General features: G+C 37.8%; 21 protein-coding genes. 8 read left to right on the forward strand and 13 right to left on the reverse strand.

The window, feature by feature from the left end:
- Positions 1-140: 140 nt before the first annotated feature.
- Positions 141-1,550, reverse strand: a complete 1,410-nt coding sequence (locus tag HC728_RS00005) for an amidohydrolase (RefSeq protein WP_190394964.1) — start codon at positions 1,548-1,550, stop codon at positions 141-143.
- 429 nt (positions 1,551-1,979) lie between these two features.
- Between HC728_RS00005 and HC728_RS00010 the strand changes: the two genes are divergently transcribed.
- Positions 1,980-3,263 carry a dicarboxylate/amino acid:cation symporter gene (locus HC728_RS00010; RefSeq protein ID WP_065594627.1) on the forward strand — a complete coding sequence of 428 codons (1,284 nt, stop codon included), beginning with the start codon at positions 1,980-1,982 and terminating at the stop codon, positions 3,261-3,263.
- A gap of 113 nt (positions 3,264-3,376) precedes the next feature.
- Positions 3,377-3,889 (forward strand): hypothetical protein, encoded by a 513-nt coding sequence (locus HC728_RS00015; protein WP_005418978.1) that lies wholly within the window; start codon positions 3,377-3,379, stop codon positions 3,887-3,889.
- Between the two features lie 71 nt (positions 3,890-3,960).
- On the opposite strand, the gene HC728_RS00020 is transcribed toward HC728_RS00015, so the two are convergent.
- On the reverse strand, positions 3,961-4,440 hold the full coding sequence (locus HC728_RS00020) for a DUF1456 family protein (protein WP_026029210.1): 480 nt from the start codon (positions 4,438-4,440) through the stop codon (positions 3,961-3,963).
- Positions 4,441-4,573: 133 nt separating this feature from the next.
- Entirely contained in the window at positions 4,574-5,449 is an 876-nt protein-coding gene (gene htpX / locus HC728_RS00025; protein WP_005418976.1) for a protease HtpX, read from the reverse strand.
- A gap of 312 nt (positions 5,450-5,761) precedes the next feature.
- Here htpX and HC728_RS00030 point away from each other — a divergent pair, with 312 nt between their 5' ends.
- Positions 5,762-5,923, forward strand: a complete 162-nt coding sequence (locus tag HC728_RS00030) for a hypothetical protein (protein ID WP_005418974.1) — start codon at positions 5,762-5,764, stop codon at positions 5,921-5,923.
- 67 nt (positions 5,924-5,990) lie between these two features.
- On the opposite strand, the gene HC728_RS00035 is transcribed toward HC728_RS00030, so the two are convergent.
- The gene (locus HC728_RS00035) at positions 5,991-6,578 is read right to left on the reverse strand and encodes a GPR1/FUN34/YaaH family transporter (RefSeq protein WP_065597291.1); all 588 of its coding nucleotides are present in this window, start codon (positions 6,576-6,578) and stop codon (positions 5,991-5,993) included.
- A gap of 240 nt (positions 6,579-6,818) precedes the next feature.
- Here HC728_RS00035 and HC728_RS00040 point away from each other — a divergent pair, with 240 nt between their 5' ends.
- The 3 genes from HC728_RS00040 to HC728_RS00050 all read left to right on the forward strand — a co-directional run bounded on the left by HC728_RS00040 (position 6,819) and on the right by HC728_RS00050 (position 10,837).
- On the forward strand, positions 6,819-8,501 hold the full coding sequence (locus HC728_RS00040; protein ID WP_065597292.1) for a sensor histidine kinase: 1,683 nt from the start codon (positions 6,819-6,821) through the stop codon (positions 8,499-8,501).
- Positions 8,494-9,210, forward strand: a complete 717-nt coding sequence (gene btsR, locus HC728_RS00045; RefSeq protein ID WP_190394965.1) for a two-component system response regulator BtsR — start codon at positions 8,494-8,496, stop codon at positions 9,208-9,210. The genes HC728_RS00040 and btsR overlap by 8 nt, the downstream gene beginning before the upstream one ends.
- 160 nt (positions 9,211-9,370) lie before the next feature.
- Positions 9,371-10,837 (forward strand): carbon starvation protein A, encoded by a 1,467-nt coding sequence (locus HC728_RS00050; RefSeq protein WP_190394966.1) that lies wholly within the window; start codon positions 9,371-9,373, stop codon positions 10,835-10,837.
- 115 nt (positions 10,838-10,952) lie between these two features.
- On the opposite strand, the gene HC728_RS00055 is transcribed toward HC728_RS00050, so the two are convergent.
- The 7 genes from HC728_RS00055 to thiK form a co-directional block, all read right to left on the reverse strand.
- Complete coding sequence (locus HC728_RS00055; RefSeq protein ID WP_190394967.1) at positions 10,953-11,534, reverse strand: hypothetical protein; 582 nt, start codon at positions 11,532-11,534, stop codon at positions 10,953-10,955.
- Entirely contained in the window at positions 11,531-12,757 is a 1,227-nt protein-coding gene (locus tag HC728_RS00060; protein WP_190394968.1) for an ankyrin repeat domain-containing protein, read from the reverse strand. Before HC728_RS00060 ends, HC728_RS00055 begins: the two co-directional genes overlap by 4 nt.
- A 166-nt stretch (positions 12,758-12,923) precedes the next feature.
- Positions 12,924-13,370: a hypothetical protein gene (locus HC728_RS00065; protein ID WP_041941328.1), complete on the reverse strand. Its 447-nt coding sequence runs from the start codon at positions 13,368-13,370 to the stop codon at positions 12,924-12,926.
- A 9-nt stretch (positions 13,371-13,379) separates the two neighbouring features.
- Positions 13,380-14,675 carry a DEAD/DEAH box helicase gene (locus HC728_RS00070; RefSeq protein ID WP_190394969.1) on the reverse strand — a complete coding sequence of 432 codons (1,296 nt, stop codon included), beginning with the start codon at positions 14,673-14,675 and terminating at the stop codon, positions 13,380-13,382.
- Positions 14,676-14,841: 166 nt separating this feature from the next.
- Positions 14,842-16,131, reverse strand: a complete 1,290-nt coding sequence (locus tag HC728_RS00075; RefSeq protein ID WP_005418943.1) for an NAD(P)/FAD-dependent oxidoreductase — start codon at positions 16,129-16,131, stop codon at positions 14,842-14,844.
- A gap of 362 nt (positions 16,132-16,493) precedes the next feature.
- Complete coding sequence (ycfP, locus tag HC728_RS00080) at positions 16,494-17,045, reverse strand: alpha/beta hydrolase YcfP (RefSeq protein WP_017018147.1); 552 nt, start codon at positions 17,043-17,045, stop codon at positions 16,494-16,496.
- A gap of 132 nt (positions 17,046-17,177) precedes the next feature.
- Complete coding sequence (thiK, locus tag HC728_RS00085) at positions 17,178-18,008, reverse strand: thiamine kinase (RefSeq protein WP_065641378.1); 831 nt, start codon at positions 18,006-18,008, stop codon at positions 17,178-17,180.
- A gap of 282 nt (positions 18,009-18,290) precedes the next feature.
- Here thiK and HC728_RS00090 point away from each other — a divergent pair, with 282 nt between their 5' ends.
- The gene (locus tag HC728_RS00090; RefSeq protein ID WP_017018149.1) at positions 18,291-19,034 is read left to right on the forward strand and encodes a class I SAM-dependent methyltransferase; all 744 of its coding nucleotides are present in this window, start codon (positions 18,291-18,293) and stop codon (positions 19,032-19,034) included.
- A gap of 62 nt (positions 19,035-19,096) precedes the next feature.
- Here HC728_RS00090 and HC728_RS00095 read toward each other — a convergent pair whose 3' ends face one another.
- Positions 19,097-19,435 carry a YggL family protein gene (locus HC728_RS00095; RefSeq protein ID WP_012534078.1) on the reverse strand — a complete coding sequence of 113 codons (339 nt, stop codon included), beginning with the start codon at positions 19,433-19,435 and terminating at the stop codon, positions 19,097-19,099.
- A 406-nt stretch (positions 19,436-19,841) separates the two neighbouring features.
- On the opposite strand from HC728_RS00095, the gene tcpI reads away from it, so the two are divergent.
- Complete coding sequence (tcpI, locus tag HC728_RS00100; protein ID WP_081300405.1) at positions 19,842-21,704, forward strand: toxin-coregulated pilus methyl-accepting chemotaxis protein TcpI; 1,863 nt, start codon at positions 19,842-19,844, stop codon at positions 21,702-21,704.
- Between the two features lie 79 nt (positions 21,705-21,783).
- Here tcpI and lpoB read toward each other — a convergent pair whose 3' ends face one another.
- Positions 21,784-22,374, reverse strand: a complete 591-nt coding sequence (gene lpoB / locus HC728_RS00105) for a penicillin-binding protein activator LpoB (RefSeq protein ID WP_005418930.1) — start codon at positions 22,372-22,374, stop codon at positions 21,784-21,786.
- Positions 22,375-22,455 lie beyond the last annotated feature (81 nt).

The raw sequence follows: 22,455 nt of genomic DNA on the forward strand, positions 1-22,455 counted from the left end.
TTTATAATGAAATGCGACCACATTTAAGCTTGGGAATGAGTACACCAAATCAAGTACACAAAAAAAGCCAAGTGCGTACGCACTTAGCTTTCAATTAAAAATCGTCAACGTATTTTAGGACGAGACATTCTTATTAAAGATTATTGAACAACTTCACCGCTATCGACAACAGTTTTACGAACAATCTTTGTAAATTCAATCAGTTCTTTACGAATTTCATCTTCATTAACCGTTAATAGTTCACGGTCTTTCATCAAAATTTCACCATCAACAATAGTATGACGAACATTACCCGAGTTAGCAGAATACACTAACGCTGAATATGGGTTGTAAACTGGTAACATATTTGGTGCTTTGGTATCTACTACAATGATATCCGCTAATTTCCCTACTTCTAGCGAGCCTATCTTATCTTCCATATGTAATGCTTTTGCTGCACCCATTGTCGCCATATCAATGACTTTTACCGGTGGCATTGCTGCACGATCTTTATTCACCAGTTTATGAACTTTCGCTACTTGGTTAAACTCATCAATAATGCTTAGTGTGTTACCTGACATTGGGCCATCTGTACCTAAACCAATACGCACGTTTTCATCGTACATTTTAAGTGCTGGTGATACCCCTTTCGCTGACTTGATGTTTGCACTCATATTATGAGCAACACCCATATCCGCTTCTTTTACTAACTCAATATCTTTGTCATCAATTAAGATCATATGAGCGCCAATCAGATTCTTATTAAGCGCGCCAATACTGTGCATATATTCGACTGGCGACATCCCATTAGAACGCTCAGCAATCACTTCCTCTTCACGATGAGATTCTGCTAAGTGAATCATAACAGGGACATCTAGCTCTAATGATAACTTGGCAATTTTTTGCAGTGTTTCAGTAGTATTAGTATATGGAGCATGAGGAGCAAACGCTGGTGTAATACGAGGGTGATCTTTATATTGCTCGATAAAATTTAGGGCGTATTGAATGCCTTCGTCGGCATTTGCTGCATCAGCAACAGGGAACTTAATAACGCTCTCACCTAAAATTGCACGCATACCAATCTTATCGACCGTTTTTGCAACTTCATCTTCAAAATAGTACATGTCAGCATAAGTGGTCACCCCACCTTTTACCATTTCGATATTACCTACGTTAGCACCGATACGAACCATGTCTCGCGATACTAATTTCTTTTCTAAAGGGAATATATAACGGTGCAAACGGTCAGGAACATCATCACCTAATGAACGGAAAACCGTCATTGAAGCGTGAGTATGAGTGTTAATTAGACCTGGAAGTACAATATCACCATCCACATCTAATGTAGTTTTTGCTGAGTATTTTTTAGCAAGTTCTTCTGTACCTACCGCTAAAATTTTATTGCCTCTAATCACGACAACACCATTTTCATAAACGTCTTTTGCAGCGTTCATTGTCAGTACTGTTGCATCAGTGATCATTAAGTCTGCTTGTTGTGCTGAAACAGCAGAAAAAGAAAATAATGAGCTTGCTGCAACGGCTGCAGCGACTAGCGATTTTCGTAAATACATGGGTCAACTCGTTATTAATAAAATTGACAGGAATGGTATACGTTATTGCTTTTATATCAAGATCATTGTGATTAATTGATATGGCACACATCACAGTTTCCTTTAAATCTTGAATTCACCCGCAGCAAGATGTCACATTTACGTGACACACAACACATAAATGAGAGTTAATTTTACCATTCAAAAGTCCTTTTATAACGTAAAGCTATATCAAAACACTTCTTATAAGTAATTGGTTTTCTTATTCCTTATTGTTTAATCGCTCAATAAGCATACAGAACCAAGCCTCTCTCTCTAAAAAATCGGACGTTATTTTTTTCTTTTAAACATATTAACAATATGTAAACATTCTGTTGAATTCTCAGTCAATAGAGAAACGTTATAGAAATCACGCATTAGTGAACACAATATCCGGAGTAAAGGAAAATTATGAAAAAGTCACTTTCCAGTAAAATTTTTATAGGTTTATTCGCTGGCCTATTAATAGGTACTGCTATTCAATATATGTTTAATGGCATTGCTTTTTTTGATTCATTTATATTAGGAGCTGCCGAAGGCGTTGGTGGAATGTTTGTTTCCCTAATTAAACTTTTGGTTGTACCTCTTGTTTATGTTTCCATTGTTTGTGGCATCGTTGAATTAAAAGACATTGCTTCATTTGGTCGTCTTGGTGGTAAAACTTTTGCTCTTTACCTTATTAACACCATCATTGCGATTGCTGCTGCATTGACAGTAGGTATGATATTTGCGCCAGGCGCTGACGCAAATTTAGCAGGAACGATTGCTGCAGGTACGGTTGAGTTAAAAGCAACAGAAACACCTGATATCTTTTCTCTAATAACGAATATTGTACCAAGCAACCCTATTCAAGCATTTGCAAGTGGCGATATGCTACAAATCATCTTTATGGCAATCCTTACTGGTCTAGCTATTCAGGCACTTGACCACCGTGGCGGCCCTGCAATTAAAACCTTTAAAGTTGCAAATGAAATCATGATGAAGCTAATTAGCTTAGTGATGAGCCTTGCTCCTTACGGCGTATTCGCGCTTATGATTCAATTAGGAGCAACTTTAGATGCAAATACATTGATGTCAGTCGCAGGCTATGTAGCTCTTGTTATCGCTATGCTTGTATTCTGGATTTTTGTTTTCTATCCAATAATGGTAGGCCTAACAACAGGGATTTCACCAAAAACATTTTTACGTGCAGTTCGCGAGCAGATTCTATTCTCCCTATCAACAGCAAGTTCAAATGCAACGATTCCTGTAACAATGCGTACATTGACTGAGAAATTAAACGTATCTAAATCCGTTGCTGGTTTTGGTGTACCACTTGGTGCAACAATGAACATGTCAGGTGTATCTATTTATATCGCTCTTGCTGCCATCTTTGTTGCAAATGCGTTTGGACAACCTATTAATTCAGCTGACTTATTCACGCTAGGCTTTACTATCCTACTTCTTTCAATTGGTGCAGGTGGTGTCCCTGGCGGTGGTGTTGTTATGGTTGGTGTCATCTTGCACCAATTAGGATTGCCACCAGAAGGATTAGCTATTATTGCTGCGGTTGACCGTATTAACGATATGTTCTGTACGTCATCAAATGTTGTTGGTGATACCGCTGTAAATACCATTGTCGCGAAATCTGAAGGTGAAATTGCTGATTCTGAAGTTGAGGATGGTACAACATTCGCTCAAACAATAAGAAATTAATTATAATTTAGTCACTTAACTAACGATAATGGGAGAGCTATCACGGCTCTCCCTTTTTATTTATCAACAAAGCAATTATAATGAATCGCCTTTTTATTTAACATTTTATATTTATGAACCCTCATTTATTTACATTTATTCTGTTACTTTCTCTTATTCCTTTCAGAACAAGTGCAGAGTCTCTATCACTTTACTCAATGAATACGGGTTCTTTCTTGTATCATTTAGTGCCATACGACCCTGATTCACATCAATACTTTGGTAATCAATATTTTTCTATCGAGCGTAAGTTTAGCGAAGAATCTGATTACAGTTTAATGGTTGGTACTTTTTTAAATAGCCAAGCTAATCGCTGTATGCTTATTGGTGTACGTAAAGATTGGTATCAAGTTAACGATAAAGTCGTGATCAAAGGGATTTATTCTTATGCAGGTGAGTTTTTCTTTGATGCATTCGATGATTGTGGTGATGGCGGTATTTATAAAACATCCAAAGAAAAATTTGGTGTTGGATTTGCCCCTTACATATATCACGCTGCGCAATATAATTTAACAGACTATTTTGGCGTTGAAGCCGGTTTCATCTTACCCGGGATTATCGTGATGAGTATGCAATGGAGCTTTTAACTCTACAAAAAAACCACTGAATAGTCAGTGGTTTTTTTATTCATTCTCTATTAAATAGAGAGCTTATATAATTACTTAGCTTCTTCTGTTGATTCGCCACGTAAATTTTGTTGAACCGCTTGTAAGAAGTTACGTAATACTTGATCTTTACACACACGGTAATGTTTATGATCTGGTTTACGGAAGAAAGCACTTAACTCATGCTTACTTAAACGGAAGTTAACTAATTTAAGAAGATCTAAAACCTCATCAGCTTTCAGGTTTAAAGCAATTTGTAGTTTCTTCAGAATAATGTTGTTTGTTAACTTTTCTTCAGGCTTTGGTTGTTCGCCTTCACGCTTACCACGTTTATCGTTAATTAAACCATTTAAGAACGTTGCTAATTGTACATCTTGACAGCTTTTGTAATCTTTATCGTCATCAGCTTTCAACCAGTTACATACTTCTTCACGAGTTACTTTCAGATCAGCTGCAGCAAACAATGCAATCATTTTTGAATCGTTGAAATCGAATGTGTAGCGAATGCGTCGTAGAATGTCGTTATTAGTCAAGGTAGATCCTAAATGTATTAATTTAAATTAGGTGCAGACTATAACTTGTAATCATCTTTGGTAAAAGATTTATGTGATCTATACATATAAAAAAACCCGAGAAAGCCTCGGGTTTTTATCTTCACATTAAAGATTACATTTGACGAAGAGCGTCAATACGTTTCTCAAGAGGTGGGTGGCTCATTAGCAATTCAGTTAACGATTTTTTACCGTTAATACCAAATGCCATCATAGAACCTTCTAGCTGAGACTCCTGCCCCATACGTAAACGCTCAAGAGCTGCAATCATTTTTTGTTTGCCAACTAACTGAGCTGCACCTGCATCCGCATGGAATTCACGGTGACGACTAAACCACATCGTTAGGAAGCTTGCTAAGAAGCCAAACGCCAATTCAAGTACAGTAGATACAATGAAGTACGTCATGAAGCTTCCGCCTTCACCTTCGCCCTCTTCATCGCTTGATGTAAAGCCACTTACCGCATTCGCAATCATACGAGATAAGAAAATAACAAAGGTATTCACAACACCTTGCATTAACGTCATTGTGATCATATCACCATTCGCGATATGACTAACTTCATGTGCTAAAACCGCTTCAGCTTCATCACGAGTCATGCTGTGCAATAAACCTGTAGAAACAGCAACCAGTGAATCATCACGCTTTGCACCAGTAGCAAATGCGTTCATGTCAGGTGAATCGTAAATAGCAACCGTTGGCATACCAATACCAACTTGCTGAGCTTGACGAGAAACCGTTTCTAATAACCAATGCTCTGTTTCATTGCGAGGTTGTTCAATTACCTCACCACCCACAGAACGTAGTGCCATTGATTTCGACATCATTAATGAGATTAATGAACCACCAAAACCAAACAATACTGCCATTACCAATAAGCCAGATAAACTACCTTGTTGGATCCCCGTAACTGCGTAAACGATATTCAGAACAATACTGAATACAATCATTACCGCTAAGTTTGTTGCTAAAAACAGCGCTATACGCTTCATTTCTTTACTCCAATTATTAATTCAACCTGCTCATTTTTTGTATATCGTCTTATTGAGCAGACCCCTGATTATCGTTTCTAGCACGATAAATCAGGCATAACGATAAGATAATGTCATTTTCTATAAATACAAGGGTTTGACGCACTTTGATACACTTTCTTTGTGCTTATTTACCTTTGCTCATGACTTTTTCCTTCGACAAATAAAAATCATGAATCAAGAGTCTTAGACTTTGGTCGTATTGTCATCATCTTCAATTGGTTTTACTTTAGTGACTAATTCAATGATAGACAAAAAAATCAAGGATACGACATGGCTGAGCAAGAAACTCATTTAATGGCAATTGATATGCTTTGTTGCCACCTAGGAATATCAAAAGAAGAAGCAAAAGAACAATTAGGTATTTCCTCTTCTAATGATTTGCAGCAACAAATTATGGAAACACAAGAAGCATTGATGTCTTTAGACAAGTAAGCATTTTCTTACAGACACAAAAAAGGCAGCTCTTTTATGAGCTGCCTTTTTCATGGAAACTTAAAACTTATGCAGTTACTGTTTCAGCTTTAGCTTTTACTTCACCAACAGGTAATACAGTACGACCGTACTCACCGTTAATTACTTGAGCCATAGAGAAGTACATTGCACTTAGACCACAGAATAGACCTACGTAACCAGCTAAGTGGCCAATTACTACGCTACCTGTGAAATCACGAGCTGCAAGTAATGCAAATAAAATAGTTAGGCTACCAAATACAACTTGTTTTGCACGTGGGTAGTTAAATGTACCTAAGAACAAGAAGAATGTTAGTACACCCCACATAGATAGGTACCAACCCATGAATGTAGCTGAAGTAGCTTGACCTAGGCCCATTTCAGGCATAAGGATAAGTGCAACTAAAGATAACCAAAAGAAACCGTACGAAGTAAATGCAGTCGTACCAAATGTGTTACCTTTCTTGTACTCCATGATGCCAGCAATTACTTGCGCAGTACCACCATAGAAGATACCCATTGCTAAAATAGCTGTGTTTAATGGGAAGAAACCAGCATTATGCAGGTTAAGTAGTACAGTTGTCATACCAAAAGCCATTAGGCCTAATGGTGCAGGGTTTGCAAGTTTGTTTGACATGCCGAAGCCTCAAAAAAAAGTGTAAAAATTAAAAAGGTGTTTAGGCGCGCAGTTTATTTCCGGGTGATGAAGATCACAACCATCATTTATGAAATCTTACATTGCATTTATATAAGTCTCATAAATAAGTCGTTTTACACAAACCATTAACAAGATTAACTTATATAACTTGCTTATTTAGACTCATTATTAATTTACGATTACACTATAGCCTCAGTCATTATTTTAATAGGTAAACCAATGGAATTGGTGTTTTCGTTATTACAACAATTAAGTGTCTATCTGGTTCTTGCTTACCTATTAAGTAAAACCCCTCTCTTCTTACCAATTACAACAATTTCGGCTCGTTGGAGTCACCGTTTTCTATGTTACATCATCTTTTCTGGGTTCTGTATTCTAGGGACTTACTTCGGGCTCGCTATTCAAGACGCCATTGCAAATACACGAGCTATTGGCGCCGTAATGGGCGGTGTTTTAGGAGGGCCTTTTATTGGATTCTTTGTTGGTTTAACCGGAGGTCTACACCGTTATTCGATGGGTGGTTTTACCGATCTTGCTTGTGCGATATCAACCACAGCTGAAGGCTTGCTTGGTGGTTTATTTCATCTTTACTTTGTTAGAAAAAACCAGATTGAACAATTATTTAGACCTCGAACGGTATTAATGATTGCCCTTATCGCTGAGTTGCTTCAAATGACGATCATTTTGGTTGTTGCCAAACCTTTTGACCAAGCTTATGCCCTTGTCTCATCGATTATATTACCTATGGTAGTTGCCAACTCTATTGGCGCAGCCATGTTCATGAGTATCATTCAAGATAGGAAGGCTATTTATGAAAAATACTCTGCTGCGTTCTCAAATAAAGCCCTCAACATTGCCCAGCGTTCAGTTGGAATTTTAAGCCAAGGTTTCAACCAAGAAAACAGCAAACAAATTGCAAAAATAATTTATGAAGAGACAGGTGTTGGCGCTGTTTCAATTACTGATAGAGAGAAAATTTTAGCCTTTATCGGTATTGGTGATGACCACCACTTACCCGATACCCCTATTGCCTCTGATTACACAAAAAAAGCAATTCATCGCAGTAAAGTTATGTACATTGATGGCGATGAGCATCCTTACCAATGTTCTATTTGTGAAAAATGTAAATTAGGATCGGCACTTGTTATTCCACTTATCGGGGTAAATAATGAGGTAATCGGCACCATTAAACTGTATGAGCCAAAACGGAAACTATTTTCTTATATCAATCTAACATTAGGCGAAGGTATCGCTAAATTACTCTCAAACCAGATCTTAACAGGACGTTATTTACAGCAACAATCTTTACTTACTCAAGCGGAGCTTCGTGTACTTCAAGCCCAAGTAAACCCACATTTTTTATTTAATGCACTAAATACTATTAGTGCGGTGATCCGTCGAGATCCAACTCGAGCAAGAGAACTGATTCAGCATTTATCGCAATTTTTCCGCATGAACTTAAAACAAAACATTGAACAAGTCACCTTAAGAGAAGAGCTACATCACGTACAATCTTATTTAGAAATTGAGTTAGCTCGTTTCGCCGATCGTTTAACCGTACATATGGATATTGATGAAAGTCTATACGGTTTGAAATTGCCTACATTTACCTTGCAACCTCTTGTCGAAAATGCGATTAAGCATGGAACGTCCAACTTATTTGAAGCGGGTGAAATCACCATAAAGGCCTACCCGTCACATCATCAAATTATTTTAGAAGTCATCGACAATGCAGGATTATATACTGAGCAAAACTCAAATAATGGCTTAGGCACCACCATTGTCGACAAGCGTTTAAAAAACCAATTCGGCGACAGTTTTGGTTTAACCATGAGCTGCATTACGAACCAACAAACAAAAGCAACGATTCACCTACCAATAGAGAATAAAAACCATGCTTAAAGCCATAGTGATAGATGATGAACTCTTTGCTAGAGAAGAATTAATAGAGCAAATAAACGAAATTGGGCATATTGATATTATTGCTGAATGCGGAAATGCCATTGATGGCTTAAAGCAAATTAATATATTAAAGCCAGATGTCGTATTCTTAGATATTCAAATGCCAAGGATTACAGGAATGGAATTGATCAGCATGCTTGATCCTGAAACCATGCCTAACATTGTTTTTGTCACCGCCTACGATGAATTTGCTGTTAAAGCGTTTGAAGATAATGCGTTTGATTATCTATTAAAACCAATAGAACCGGCACGATTACAAAAAACCATCAAGCGTTTAATCCAAGCGGATCAGAAACAAGATCTAAGCCTTTTAAATCAACCCGATATAGACCTGATCCCTTGCTCTGGTCATAACCGAATCCTGCTTCTTCCCTCCAATGAAATTGAAGTGGCAAGCATCCAAGCTTCCGGTGTTGAATTATTGTCTAAAACTGAAAAAGCCTGCACGCAACTTACTTTAAAAGTACTTGAAGAAAAGACCCCTTTAATTCGCTGCCATCGCCAATTTTTAATCAACCCACATTTTATTCGTGAGATTAAATTGCATGAAAATGGAACCAGCGAAATTGTCACTCAAAATGGCCATATCGCTCAGGTTAGTCGCCGTTATCTTAAAGAAATAAAAGAGCGTTTAGGTATCCATCATTGATGTGCGAATATCATCAAAACCACTTAATCTGATATAAAACCACTCACTAGCAAAACACAACCACTCACCTTTTTTGGGCGTGAACTCTTTACGCCCAACAGTATTATACGCAGCATCTAATTTTAAAATTTACTTAGCTAACTCTTAAAAGGAATGGATTATGCTTTGGTTTTTAACTTGTGTTGCTGCACTTATCGGTGGTTACTTTTTATATGGTGCTTTTATAGAAAAAGTGTTCGGAATTAAAGAAGACCGCCAAACTCCCGCTCATACAAAAACAGATGGCGTTGATTATGTTCCAATGTCGACACCAAAAGTATACTTAGTTCAACTTCTTAATATTGCAGGTGTCGGCCCAATTTTTGGCCCAATCATGGGTGCCCTTTACGGCCCTGCAGCTATGTTATGGATTGTGCTAGGTTGTGTTTTTGCAGGTGCAGTTCACGATTACTTCTCAGGTATGCTATCTGTTCGTAACGGTGGCGCATCAGTTCCAAGTATTACTGGTAAATACTTAGGTAATGGTGCAAAACACTTTATGAATGTATTCGCGATTGTACTACTGCTTCTTGTTGGTGTGGTATTCGTATCAGCTCCTGCAAGCATGCTCACTAACCTAATGAATGATCAATTCGATTTAGGTATCACCATGACTGCGATGGTAGTTATCATCTTCGGTTACTACATTATTGCGACAATCGTTCCTGTAGACAAAATCATTGGCCGCTTTTACCCATTATTTGGTGGCCTATTAATCTTCATGTCGGTAGGTCTTATCTCTGCAATTGCGATTTCTAGTGACCATTCAGTATTAGGTGGTTATGAACCAAGTCAAATGTTCACCAACATGAACCCTAATGATTTGCCATTATGGCCTGCGCTATTCATTACCATTGCTTGTGGTGCTATCTCAGGTTTCCACGCAACACAATCTCCACTAATGGCCCGTTGTATGGAAAATGAAAAGAACGGTCGTTTCGTATTCTACGGTGCGATGATCGGCGAAGGTATTATCGCGCTTATCTGGTGTGCTATCGCTCTGTCTTTCTTTGATGGCATAGAAGCACTTCAAGCTGCTGTTGCTAACGGTGGTCCAGGTAATGTGGTATACAGCTCTGCATTTGGTCTATTAGGAACATTCGGCGGTATTATTGCTTTCCTAGGTGTTATTATTCTACCAATTACGTCTGGTGACACAGCATTTCGTTCAAGCCGTCTTATCCTTGCTGAATACTTCAACATGGAACAAAAAACATTACGTAACCGCCTATTAATGGCACTTCCACTGTTTGTTCTTGGTGGTATTTTAACTCAAGTAGATTTCGGTATTATCTGGCGCTACTTCGGTTTTGCTAACCAAACGACTGCGGTAATGATGCTTTGGACAGCAACGGCTTACCTAGTTCGTCATAACAAACTACACTGGATCACAACCGTTCCTGCAGTATTTATGACAAGTGTTTGTATTACTTTCATTCTAAACAACAGCCAACTAGGTTTTGGTTTACCAATGACGCTATCAACGATTACAGGTGTAGTATCAGCGGTAGCCATTGCAGCTCTTGTAATTGTTAAATCAAGAAATAATGGCGAAGTTGATTCAGAAGAAGAAAGTCTTCAATCTTAATAATCACGTTACATAAAAAAAGCCGAACTGTTTAGTTCGGCTTTTTACAAATAAAATCGACCGCTTAGAATGAAGTCATAGCAGTTCATCATCCTAATTTTTACTGATTCACAGTTTAGAATGGCAGCCCGAACAATAATCCTAGTCCGAACCCTATTGGGCTAATTGGCAATGCCACGTCTGCCACTATATCGGCTAATCCCTCACTCGCAACGTCACTTACTACAGATTCACCGACATGGTTGGCAATTTCGCCTGATAATACATCTGACACAGCATCATCCAAAGCTACGTTATCAATCCCAGAGTCAATCACCATAGTGCTATCGAAACTATCTGCTACTTCACTGGTGACAATAATTGGGATATCTGGGTTCTCAGCCAATGTCTCGTTGATATAAGCAACGCTGTCGGTCGCTTTTAATTGCATTTCATCGGCAATGTCACCATCACTCATTAATGCAATATCAGAAACGGGATGGTTAGTGGCTTCAAAGAGCATGGCATCCATACCTTGCTCATTGAGTGCTGTAACAACTTCTTGCTCAAAGACAATGCCTTTGATGTTGCTAATATGCCCTGACATAGCGTCGGGGTTAACATCCGCAAAGTAATCCAGAATTTCGTCGTTACTTGCAAGTTCTAGCTCGTTATAGCCACGACGAACAGCATCGAAAACGGAACTTTGAGCAATCACTGTTGGCGTACCTTACCTAATAACTCAAAAATTTGCTTAAAACTTGAGTCCACCATAGGGTAAACAATGTGGCCATCTATTTTTCTATAGTCATTATGCTTAGGTGCATTACTTTTCGCGATTTTCTGAGCTGTCCCGAATTTTTCATGAGTTAACTCTGTATTGGTACCCAATTTCACCAAAGTAGTTACCGTCTCAAGATATCCTTGACTTGCTGCAACCATCAATGGCGACCATCCATCTTCTTCACATAAATCAAGATTAGCACCATGAGTGTGTAAAACCTCTAACGTTGATTCTTGATTATAAATTGCAGCCCAATAAGCAGCTGTTCTGCCTGATTCACTTTGCAGGTTCACAGCAGCACCTTTTCCAATAAGTAATGCAATCAAATCATCTTTGCCATTTTCAGCCAACAGTGATAATGCCGGATCCGAATTTTTATTTCTTGCATTCGGGTTTACTCCAGCAGCAACGAGTGCTTTGATCATGTCATCATCACCTTTAGTAATGGCGATAATCAGCATTGTTTCTTTATCTTCGTTTTCCACATCTGGATTAACGCCATCAGCCAGCAACTTTTTAGCAATATTGATATGCCCATTTTGATACGCTGACAGCATGGCGGCTTCTGAATACTTGGCGCTGAATACCGCGCCTTGCGCAAGGAGCTTATCAACTACTTCTAAACGTTGTTTAAAGTAAGCGCCCGTCACCGCATTCCAACCATCATTGTTACAAACATCGACGGCTGCACCGTGGTTAAGCAGAAACTCAACCGCTTTGATCCGACCTTTCATTGATGCCCAAATCAATGGTGTCCAGCCCTTGTCATTACGGATGTTAACTTCAACGCCTTTTTCTACCATCAACTCTGCGAGTTCAAAATACTCATTATCCAAACAAAGTAACAATGCGCTACTCATGTGTTGTGGTCGATAATTAGGGTTTGCGCCTTTATGTAACAGTGCTTGAGCAATATCCAAAAAGCCAAGTTCAATGGCTAAGCGAAGTGGGTTGTGACCCGCATGATTGATATCAACATTATCGTTATTCATGATCTCTTCCGCTAAAGCAGAGAAACCATTTTTCAAAGCAAGTTCAAATGGCGTTGCGTTCGGCTCATCAAAGACCGTATTAACTAACTTAGGGTGTTCAGTAAGAATTTCGTTTACTAAAGCTTTATTGCCCGACTCAATAGCAACAAATAAATTATCAACCATTTCGCAATCCTATGTTGCTGTATCTAATATATGCTTATTATCTATTTTCAATAACGACAATCAACTTAAATCATAATTAAAAACAATATATTATCTAAAAATAATGCCACTGACTCTAAGAGAAAGTGGCATTACTATTTTCAAGATTATGATTGGACTAAATCACTTATTTTTTCGCAGCAATCGCCGCATAGTCACTTAATAATTTAGATAATACAGGTAACCAATTTAGCGCATCGGTTGGTGGCTTAGCTAAGATTTTCTCAACTAATTCACAGTGTTGTTCTAAAGATACCGCTTCTTCTAAATTAAATAGCATTGCATAAGTGTGCCATAAGATAAGGCGCATCATGCGTAAACTATTTTGTTGTGCATTTTCAGATTCAGAAAAAGCGTGTGTCACTTCACCAAGCGCTACAGCAGCAAGACGTAGCATCGCATCTAATTGCGCTGTTTGCATGCGATCTTGATCCGTCGTTTCTTCTTGATCAAACGTAAAGATCTCTTGCATCGTCTCTTCTGGAACCATACGGCTAACGACACGGTGGCTAAATTCTTCTAGCTCATGACGTGGCATAGTTACCAAACAAGAAAAAGTATAATCACGTTGCATAATTCAGCCCTACTTCTTCAATTTAGTAATGCGTGCTTTATTTTGAATCACATTCTTCAAACGCATACGACGCTCAGCTGAAGATTGATCTTCATTTGGATTGTTTGTACGACCTTTACGGTTTTTAAATGCCGATTTCGTGTTTACTTTATCAATGTAAGCATCACGGTTTTTTGGCTCATAACCCGGTTGTTCAACACGGCGAATACGCTGTTGAATCAATGTTTCAACTTGAACCACAGTTAGCTCTTCTTCACGGCTAACAAAAGAAATCGCATGACCTTTTTTGCCAGCACGGCCTGTACGACCAATACGGTGAACATAATCTTCTGCTAAGAAAGGCATGTCGTAGTTAATCACGTGAGGTAAATCAGCGATATCAAGACCACGAGCAGCAACATCTGTTGCAACCATCACGCGTACTTTGCCTTCTTTAAACTCTTCTAATGCACGACGACGAGCACTCTGTGCTTTATCACCATGACAAAGAACCGCTTTAATGCCATCCAGTTTTAATTCTTTTACGATCTCATTTGCTGTTTCTTTGTAGTTCACAAATACCAGCACTTGTTGCCAGTTTTTACGACCAATCAGTTCAGAAAGAAGCTCTGTTTTACGCTCTTCATCTACTGGGTAAACAACGTGTGCAATGGTTGATGCTGTTGTGTTTTCAGGATCAACTGAGATACGTTTTGGTTTACGTAAAATATCACTCGCTAGCTTGTTCATTTGAGCTGAAGACGTCGCCGAGAACAGCATGATTTGCGGAGACGTATTTACTTCCATCATGATATTACGGATCGCATTAACAAAGCCCATATCTAACATACGGTCTGCTTCATCAAAAACCAAAAATTCAAGGTTAGCGATAGATACGTTTTCTTCTTCGATGTGTTCTTGAAGACGACCCGGAGTTGCCACCAAAATATCAACACCCGGCTCTAGAGCGCGCTCTTGAGATGACATTTTTTTACCACCAAACACAGAGGTTACTGTCAATGATGTGTATTTAGTGTAATCAGCAATGTTTACTGCGATTTGCTCTGCTAGCTCACGAGTTGGAGCAAGGATCAACGCTCGTGCAGTACGACGAGTTGCTGATTTCTTAGAATCTAATAATTGTTGAATAACTGGTAATGCAAACGCAGCCGTTTTACCTGTACCCGTTTGAGCATTCGCCAGAATATCATGACCTTTACGTGCTAAAGGAATAGCCTTTTGTTGAATTGGGGTCAGTTTTTGATAACCACATTCAGTTAATGCTTTTACGATTTCAGGTGCAAAACCTTGAGATGAAAATGACATAAAGTGGATTCCTTAAGCAAACAGTCTATGTATTCATTATTAATTTAGCCGCGCATTATAGATGATTTACGGTGAGTTAGCGCACATTTTTTCATATTTAGGTACAAAAAAAGCAGAAACACCGGAGTATTTCTGCTTTTAAATCTATTTATGTTTATCTACAAGATTAATGTAGCTTCAAGTTTGGACGTAATACACGGTTAATACGACCAACAAGCATCATTAATGCCGTCTTAAATACGCCATGAAGTGCAATTTGGTGCATACGATACAGTGAGATGTAAACAACACGAGCTATACGACCTTCAACCATCATAGAACCTTTGGTTAAGTTACCCATTAAGCTACCTACTGTTGAGAAGTTACTTAAAGAAACTAACGAACCGTGATCTTTATACACATAAGGCTTCATTTCTTGACTTCGCATCTTGGCTACGATGTTTTTAAACGCATGGCTTGCCATTTGGTGTGCAGCTTGTGCACGAGGTGGAACAAAACCACCGTCTGCTTTTTCGCACGAAGCCAAATCACCAATAACAAAAATATCGTCATCACGTGTAGTTTGCAGCGTCGGTTTAACAACTAACTGATTAATGCGGTTAGTTTCAAGACCTGCAATGTCTTTCATAAAATCAGGCGCTTTAATACCCGCAGCCCAAACCATGATTTGCGCAGGGATCACATCGCCATCTTTCGTATGAAGACCTTCAGAATCTGCTTTTGTTACCATTGTTGCAGTACGAACGTTCACACCCAGCTTAGTTAACTCACTGTGTGCAGCAGATGAAATACGAGGAGGTAACGCAGGAAGAATACGCTCACCCGCTTCTACCAAGTTCACATTCAGTTTTGCCGAATCTAAATCACCGAAACCGTATGAACGAAGCTCTTTAACTGCATTATGAAGCTCTGCCGATAATTCAACACCCGTTGCACCAGCACCCACAATCGCAATATCAACCGTCTTTTGAGTTGGATGTGCGTGCAGTTTCAAGAATTGGTTATTCATTTCTGTACGGAAACGGTGTGCTTGCTCTGGGCTATCAAGGAAAATACAGTTTTCACGAACACCCGGAGTATTGAAATCATTTGATGTAGAACCAATTGCAAGAATTAGGTAATCATAATCAATGTGACGAGTAGGAATAATTAAATCGCCATGTTCGTCTTTAATTTCTGCAAGAGTAATAAACTTCTTCTCGCGATTAATATCGCATAAGCTACCCATTTGAAATTCGAAAGAGTGATTTTTTGCATGTGCACGGTAGCTGATAGCATCAACACCTTCATCCAGTGAGCCCGTTGCTACTTCGTGTAACAATGGTTTCCATAAGTGACTTGCTTTACGATCTACTAATGTAACTTCAGCACGGCCCTTGCGACCTAATGTACGACCAAATTTTGTAGCGAGCTCTAAACCACCAGCTCCACCACCAACAATAACAATTTTAGTCATTACAATTATCCTCTAAAAAATAAAAAAGGTTTTAACCCGCACATTCGAATTAAAAAATTTGTGCTTACCTCACAATGCAATATCTAGATTGTCTGAAATGAGTAAGTCTTGAGGAAACAGCGTTCACGTTACGCAAAGTTGAGCAATATATGCTTCTTTTTCTTGTTTTTCGCATTATATATCCGTATTTCAGATGTTATCAAGCAGATATAGATGTTATGAAGAAGATTTTTTTAGAGGTGTAAATTAATTGATATAATTGAAAGGAAATGTAACATTATTTTAATTCTTTGGTTTAGATCAAAAAACCTCACGATAATGTGAGGTTTTTATTATGTTTCATTAAGTAAAAAGACGGTTGTTTAAATGAGTGTTTCCGCGTCTTTAAATGATTTCATTGCTTGAAGATGCTGTGAAATCTTCTTAAATTTGTGTGTTTCTTTTTCATCCCAAATGATTTGGTAGTATGGCTCAAGTTCAGCTGCAGAATCACTATTATCACGAATTTCATCGTTTTTAGATAAAATGCATAAACAGTTTTCTTTATTCTTCTCTCTGAATTTTTCTACACACTTAGTTGCGATATCAGCATACTCTTCTGGACGATCAATACGACCTTCCATATTCACTTCTGGATGCAGGTTCGGATTAAAAATCACTTGGCGAATACCACAGAGGAAACCAATGCGTTCAGCCCAGAAACCACCTAAGCCCACACCACAAATAATAGGGTTTGGATCACCAGCTTGCTCTATCACTTTATACACTTCTTTAAGCAAATGCTGCATATCATGCTTTGGATGCAGTGTACTGTAGTTAATAAAACGGACATCTTCATCAATAAATTGAAGTTGAACTACTTTCTCATGATTACCTGGGCTATTTGAGTCAAAGCCGTGAAGATAAATAATCATGTTTCCCCCTGTTCTGTGTAAGAGTTTTCCATATAAGTGAATTTAATCTACCACGAAAACTGTGCTTTTAAATCTCTTAACTGAAGCAATACTGAGAACAGTGATCTACACTAGATTATTGCCGATTCATTTCTAACTTAATGGCAATAATTTTCTTATTTTGTTCATTTCTCGCTCAGCTAACTCTTGATAGCAAGTATTTTTGAGTAATTGATGACCTAATAAGAACCACAACGCTCCCATAAAAGTCACCCATGGAGCCCAATGAATCACCGCTCGCTTCCACTCATCAATATTTAAACGACGTTTTTGACAATACAGTGAAATAACATCATCCATATCAAATTGATTAGCAATAATCATAGATGTGAGATCTTGGCTTGGATCGCCCATCGAGGCGTACTCCCAATCAATAAGACCATAGCCATCTTCTTTAACAATAATATTATATGCACCAATATCGTAATGGCATAAACAATGAGAAAAGAATGCTTGCTCATCTTGCTGTAAGAAATACTCAAAGTACGCTTTCATTTCTGGTGTTTGATTTTCTGGCACAATCGAGTTCCAATAATCAATAATTCGATCTTTTAAACTCATCGGCTTATTTTTTACTTGTTCACTTAACTTATCTAATGAAACTTGATGTACCGAACACAGTAAATCGACAGCGACATCTTGGGCTTTATCAAGCGCAATAACCTCACCTTCAAGCCACTCAACTAATAATCCCTCTTCATTTACTCCATATACGTTCGGAGAAAAATACTCACCAGATAACGATTGTAGAATTTCATGTTCTTTCGCCCTATCCGCTCCTAGAATCTTTGCTTGTAGAGATATTGGACGCCAGACAAACAAGCCTTCCTTTGCTTCAACTTTCAAACACGCATTGGTTAATCCACCGCTTAGAGCAGAAACATGGGAAATAGTTAAACCAAATTCATTAAATTGTTTATCCATAAAATCTCGTTATATCAGTGAATTAGAATAAGCGTAAATCGAGTTTAACACAGAGTCATAATAAGTTTGATCATGAGACAAAATCACTCACAAAAATGATTTTACAAATTGATTAACTTTATCTATTCAAACATTACAAATTGAATTATTATCCGCGCCCTACGCGTCTCTTCAGGCTTAACGCTTTGTCATTCCTTATAAGACGTTTTTCTTTTATACCTCTCAAAATAAGCAGTTAATCAAACACTTAAAGTAGACTGGTGTTGTAATGGATAGGCTAAAATGTCCTCTAACGCTTTATATACTGATTTATCTGGCTATTACGATTTAATGTGTGCTGACATTGATTATCAATCACAAAGTAATTTTGTACGTCGTATACACCAAATCTTTGGTAATCAAGGAAGAGATTATCTTGACTTAGCGTGTGGAACTGGCCCACATGTACATCATTTTATTAATTATGGCTACCAAGCAAGCGGTTTAGACATTAACCAACCCATGCTTGATATTGCTAAGCAGCGTAACCCTGATGCGAATTTTATTTTGCATGACATGAGTAATTTCAAAGTTGAAGAACCATTGGATTTAATCACCTGTTTTCTTTATTCCATTCATTACAATGCAAATATAGAAAAACTGAGTGAATGTATTGCAAGTGCTCATGCCGCATTAAAGCCTGAAGGTGTGCTTTGTTTTAACTCTGTAGCTAAAAACAAAATCGACAATCGTTCATTTGTAAAACACGCTGCAGAACATGAAGGCAGTCAATTTAGCTTTCAATCAGGTTGGAACTATTGTGGCGAGGGTGAACAACAGCACCTATTGCTGAAAATAGAAAAGACAACAGATGGCGTAACCGAAATTTGGGATGACAAACACCCAATGGTTGCCGTTGATTTTGACCAATTAAAAGCCTTGCTAGAGCCATACTTTGATGTTCATATGTTTGAACATGATTACGAGAAAATCACACCACTTGAAGCCTCATCAGGCAATGCCATCGTGGTATGCGTGAAAAAATAGCACTCATAAAAAATCCGCCATTATCGGCGGATTTTTTTATTCTGATTTATTGATAATCAAAATTATAGGTAGTTAGCATCAACTAAATCACTAACTTCCACTTTCTTCACTTCTGAACGTGCATCTAACCAATTTGCTACTGCTAATTGCTCTTCTTCTGTTACTGAACGGTAACGCTCTGTTGAACAAATAAAGCCTTCAAATAGCTCAAGACCACCGCCACCAAAGCACAAGTCAATGCTATTAATGTAGTCAATAAACTCATCCACGAATACATCATATTGATCGAAATCTTTAAATTCAGTAGTACAGCTCACCTCGAAACCAAGAATCGCAAACTCACCTAGGTACAGTTTTTTACGAATGCGGCGATTTTTGTTTTCTAACTTATTCAGTTTCATCGTTTTTCTCTCATTTGGTGGATGTAGTCTCTTTATACTCCTTTCGGCTCCAATACCCAAGCTTTGATTGAAAATAAATGCCATTACATAAAGATCCCTTACTAACATAAGAAAACCGAAAACTTGTCGGTATTATTTTTTATCTTATCTAGCATTAGTCTGCTTAAATAAGAACCGAGCGCCATAAAAAATAAACTATTAAACAACAATAAATTAGAGTTAAATAATTATAAAAACCAAACAAATAGCGCCGTCTTATTTTCTTCTTTTTATATATAAAAAAGCATTAAGAAAACCCATTTATAAATAATTATAAAACCTTTTAAATGAGCGAAAATTTTAATTTCAAACCATAAAATAGCAGTGTAATGTGCGCAATCTATAACCATTATAAACCTTCAAAAAAATGATTAAAAAAATAACTTTAATTTTCTGCTTAGTTATATTAGTTACCTTAGCGTTAACACTTATTGCTTCGGGAAGCTTTTTAAAAACATATAAAGAAAGCAATATGACTCATGCCAGTAAAATTGCGCTCAATGTTACACAAGATAATTTTAATGCTGCGATAAATGGACTTTATGGCTCAATAAAATCCTTATCTGCCGCCTTAGAATTAAACCCAAATCAACCATTTGACGAAAAACTGATCTTAGGGAACATACAAAATATCGTTGAATCAAATGACGCATACAGAAACGTCATCTTAGCCAACCTTAATGGGGATGTTTTTTCCGTTTCAGCAAATGGATGGAATAAGAAGTTCAATGCTATCAAAGGTAATAGAGAATGGTTCAACTCTATTATCCTAGATAAAAAAGAAGCCAATATATCCACACCGTATCGCTCAAACACTGGGAACTATGAAATCACAGCGAGCGCTCCACTTCTATTTAACAATCAAATCGTTGGAGTTATTGCTGTTGGGGTTAACTTAAACGCATTAATACCAGATAGTGGTATTGAATTCGCTTTAACAACTCAGAGTGGTCATATTGTTGCTATTGATAACAACTCACCTGATTGGCTAAACAAAAATCTATTCGAAATTAGACCAGAATATAAAGGAGTGACAGACAAGCCAATGTTTATTGATGCTGGGGATAACGAGTATTTTAGTTTAACGAGATTACCACTTTCACATGATCTTATTGGTTACGTGTTCACAAACCAAACTAGCACCTTTGAAAACGCTCAAAATATCCGAACAGCTCTAATCAGTGTTTTAGTTATTCTTGGTTTGGTTTTGACTCTTGCTCAATTTATTGTGGTTCGTAAAGAGCTTTCACAGATCCCAAATGTAGTGAGCAATATTCAACTGATGGCGAGTGGTGATTTTACTAATCTATCCATTCCTAAAACAGGAAACGAAATTGATTTAATCACAGAATCATTAGAGAGCTTACAATCACGTATTTCTGGTGTAATGACAACAACAAACACCATTATGTATAAGCTATCTGAACATCAAGAACAAATCTCTGAGGTGACTAACAATAACGTTACGCGCTCTGAATCTGAGCTACAACACATTGATCAAGTCGCTGCAGCTATTACAGAAATGGCTACCACAGCAAACGATATTGCCGCAAATGCACTATCTGCTGAAGGAGAAACTAGCACAACCTTAGTTCTTTCCTCTGATAGCTTAAAAACCCTGCAAGAGTCCTCTTCTATCGTTGATCGCGTTTCAACATCGGTTAAAGAGTCATCTTGCATTATTGAAGAGTTAAAAATCCTATCAGACAACATCAGCTCAGTGGTTGACGTTATTGGTAATATTTCAGACCAAACAAACCTACTCGCTCTAAACGCTGCGATTGAAGCAGCACGAGCTGGTGAGCAAGGACGAGGGTTTGCGGTCGTTGCAGATGAAGTGAGAGCTTTGGCGGTTAAAACACAAGATTCAACAGCCAACATTCAAACGATCATTGCTACTCTACAAACAGAAGCGACAAAAGCCGTTGATGCGATGGAAAACAACTTACAGTTAACCAACGATTTGGCGAAGATATCGAATAAGATTGAAGACGCATTCAACAATATTTCAGAGAAAGTAACTCTGCTTGTTGATATTAACTCATCAGTTGCGACCGCTTCAGAAGAACAATCAATCGTAAACCAAAACATTGCACATAATGTAGAAGACATTAAAAACATGGTGGTCGACAACTTATCAGGCGTGACTCAAGCAATTGACTCAAATACAGAAATGGTTGCCTTAGTTGAAGAATTAAAAACAGAAGTCGGCTTCTTCAAAGTCTCTTAATCAATATATTCAACGCAAAATAAAAGCCCTTCACTCAACGAGATGAAGGGCTTTTTTATGATGATAAGTAATTAAGAGATTACCAACCTAGTAGGCTTTTCTCTTGTTGCTTACGGATTTCAGTTTCATCAGCCCACTCGATTAGACCTGTTTCTAAATCCATTAAACGCATTGTCATTTTGTAATATACGTCTTTGTCGCTGCCTGCATTTTTTACGATGCTAGAAAGGTTGCCGTAAAGCATGTATTGAGCACCAACCATTTTACCAAACTGAATTGCTGTGTTTTGGTTTACTAGCTCATCATTATTTTGGAAGTTAAGTTGTGAACGAACTGCTTCAACTCGATCCATATCTACAAAACGGAACTTACCAGAGTTAAGTAGCTTAGTGCTGATTGAATCCGTTACAGATTCAGTATCAATGTGTTCACTTGTTTTGTTTTTAATGCTTTCAACAAAAACAATTGGACGATTACCTTGAGTAATTTGAGCAACAGCACCAGAAGAAAGCATGCTCTCAGTCATCTCACCTGCGATTTTTTGTAAATCAGTTGAACCGAAATCTACAGTTGTTGTTTCAACAGCTTGAGCATCGCCATAGCTTACCTTGTTTGAACAACCGCCAAGTAATACAGCCAAGCTTAATAATGCAATAACACTTTTCTTCATTTTGTTTTTACCTCTAGTGAGTCTTTATCTTATAAATGAAACCATACCCTTCTAAATAAATAGCTGACCAAATAATGTTAA

The organism is Aliivibrio sp. S10_S31, assembly GCF_014694495.1.
Taxonomy (GTDB): domain Bacteria; phylum Pseudomonadota; class Gammaproteobacteria; order Enterobacterales; family Vibrionaceae; genus Aliivibrio; species Aliivibrio fischeri.

Excerpts from the sequence above, each read along its gene's own strand:
- HC728_RS00005 (WP_190394964.1), bottom strand. The coding sequence starts at position 1,550 with ATGTATTTACGAAAATCGCTAGTCGCTGCAGCCGTTGCAGCAAGCTCA.
- HC728_RS00010 (WP_065594627.1), top strand. The coding sequence starts at position 1,980 with ATGAAAAAGTCACTTTCCAGTAAAATTTTTATAGGTTTATTCGCTGGC.
- HC728_RS00015 (WP_005418978.1), top strand. The coding sequence starts at position 3,377 with ATGAACCCTCATTTATTTACATTTATTCTGTTACTTTCTCTTATTCCT.
- htpX (WP_005418976.1), bottom strand. The coding sequence starts at position 5,449 with ATGAAGCGTATAGCGCTGTTTTTAGCAACAAACTTAGCGGTAATGATT.
- HC728_RS00030 (WP_005418974.1), top strand. The coding sequence starts at position 5,762 with ATGGCTGAGCAAGAAACTCATTTAATGGCAATTGATATGCTTTGTTGC.
- HC728_RS00035 (WP_065597291.1), bottom strand. The coding sequence starts at position 6,578 with ATGTCAAACAAACTTGCAAACCCTGCACCATTAGGCCTAATGGCTTTT.
- HC728_RS00040 (WP_065597292.1), top strand. The coding sequence starts at position 6,819 with ATGGAATTGGTGTTTTCGTTATTACAACAATTAAGTGTCTATCTGGTT.
- btsR (WP_190394965.1), top strand. The coding sequence starts at position 8,494 with ATGCTTAAAGCCATAGTGATAGATGATGAACTCTTTGCTAGAGAAGAA.
- HC728_RS00050 (WP_190394966.1), top strand. The coding sequence starts at position 9,371 with ATGCTTTGGTTTTTAACTTGTGTTGCTGCACTTATCGGTGGTTACTTT.
- HC728_RS00060 (WP_190394968.1), bottom strand. The coding sequence starts at position 12,757 with ATGGTTGATAATTTATTTGTTGCTATTGAGTCGGGCAATAAAGCTTTA.
- HC728_RS00065 (WP_041941328.1), bottom strand. The coding sequence starts at position 13,370 with ATGCAACGTGATTATACTTTTTCTTGTTTGGTAACTATGCCACGTCAT.
- HC728_RS00070 (WP_190394969.1), bottom strand. The coding sequence starts at position 14,675 with ATGTCATTTTCATCTCAAGGTTTTGCACCTGAAATCGTAAAAGCATTA.
- HC728_RS00075 (WP_005418943.1), bottom strand. The coding sequence starts at position 16,131 with ATGACTAAAATTGTTATTGTTGGTGGTGGAGCTGGTGGTTTAGAGCTC.
- ycfP (WP_017018147.1), bottom strand. The coding sequence starts at position 17,045 with ATGATTATTTATCTTCACGGCTTTGACTCAAATAGCCCAGGTAATCAT.
- thiK (WP_065641378.1), bottom strand. The coding sequence starts at position 18,008 with ATGGATAAACAATTTAATGAATTTGGTTTAACTATTTCCCATGTTTCT.
- HC728_RS00090 (WP_017018149.1), top strand. The coding sequence starts at position 18,291 with ATGTCCTCTAACGCTTTATATACTGATTTATCTGGCTATTACGATTTA.
- HC728_RS00095 (WP_012534078.1), bottom strand. The coding sequence starts at position 19,435 with ATGAAACTGAATAAGTTAGAAAACAAAAATCGCCGCATTCGTAAAAAA.
- tcpI (WP_081300405.1), top strand. The coding sequence starts at position 19,842 with ATGATTAAAAAAATAACTTTAATTTTCTGCTTAGTTATATTAGTTACC.
- lpoB (WP_005418930.1), bottom strand. The coding sequence starts at position 22,374 with ATGAAGAAAAGTGTTATTGCATTATTAAGCTTGGCTGTATTACTTGGC.